1 protein-coding gene and 1 pseudogene are annotated in these 1,011 nt (G+C 59.7%); both read left to right on the forward strand.

Annotation, left to right across the window (positions count from 1 at the left end; all coding sequences use genetic code 11):
* A partial coding sequence (locus RA25_RS20010; RefSeq protein ID WP_039174674.1) for an IS3 family transposase occupies window positions 1-614 on the forward strand: 614 nt, incomplete at its 5' end.
* Window positions 615-702: 88 nt separating this feature from the next.
* Window positions 703-1,011 (forward strand): annotated as a pseudogene (locus RA25_RS20015) (recombinase family protein); the annotation flags it as partial.

Raw genomic sequence — 1,011 nt, forward strand, 5'->3', positions numbered from 1 at the left:
ACAAGCGGGTCGAAAGACTGTGGCGACGAGAGGGGCTGAAAGTGCCCATGAAACAACCAAAGAAGGGGCGGCTCTGGCTGAATGACGGATCGTGCGTTCGGCTACGGCCAGAATACCGTGATCATGTTTGGTCTTACGACTTCGTGCATTGCCGGACTGATGACGGAAGGGCGTTCCGCACGCTCAACATCATCGACGAATACAGCCGAGAATGCTTGGCAATCCGCGTGGATCGCAAGCTGAACTCCGGCAACGTCATCGATGCGCTGAGCGACCTGTTCATCCTGCGCGGCGTGCCTTCGTTTATTCGGTCTGACAATGGCCCGGAGTTCGTTGCGCAGGCCGTGCAGGACTGGATCAAAGCCGTCGGTGCAAGGACGGCTTACATCGAACCCGGCTCACCCTGGGGGAACGGATACTGTGAAAGCTTCAACGCCCGGTTCAGGGATGAGTTCTTGAATGGCGAAATCTTCTACAGCCTGCGAGAAGCTCAAACCCTGATCGAAGAATGGAGGAAACACTACAACACGAAACGCCCACATAGTGCTCTGGGCTACCGCCCTCCGGCCCCGGAAACCATCGTCCAGATGGACCAAAGGCCGGTCATGCACTAACAATCAAATTGGGCCACTCAAGTGGGGCTGATCACGCAACAAGGGCGCTGCGGTCTGCACTAACCGCGCCACCATCGGCCGGGCAGAAGTGGAAGAGCGAGTGCTTTCCGGGCTGAAGCAGCGCCTCCTGGCACCGGACCTGCTGGCGCAGTTCGCGGAGGAATACCGCAAGGCCTTCAACGACGCCGCCGCGGGGGCCTGCCAGGACCGGCAGAAGGCCGAACACTCCCTCAAAAAGGTGGAGAGCCGGATCGCCAACATCCTGACAGCTATCGAGGACGGCATGTACACCGCCTCGATGAAGGACAAGATGTCTGAGCTGGAGGGTGAGAAGGCCCGCCTGGAGGCGGTCATCGCTGACAATCCGGAGCCCCCTGCCCTGCGGCTGCATCCGAGC

Origin of the sequence: Leisingera sp. ANG-S5 (assembly GCF_000813925.1) — a bacterium.
Lineage (GTDB): Bacteria > Pseudomonadota > Alphaproteobacteria > Rhodobacterales > Rhodobacteraceae > Leisingera.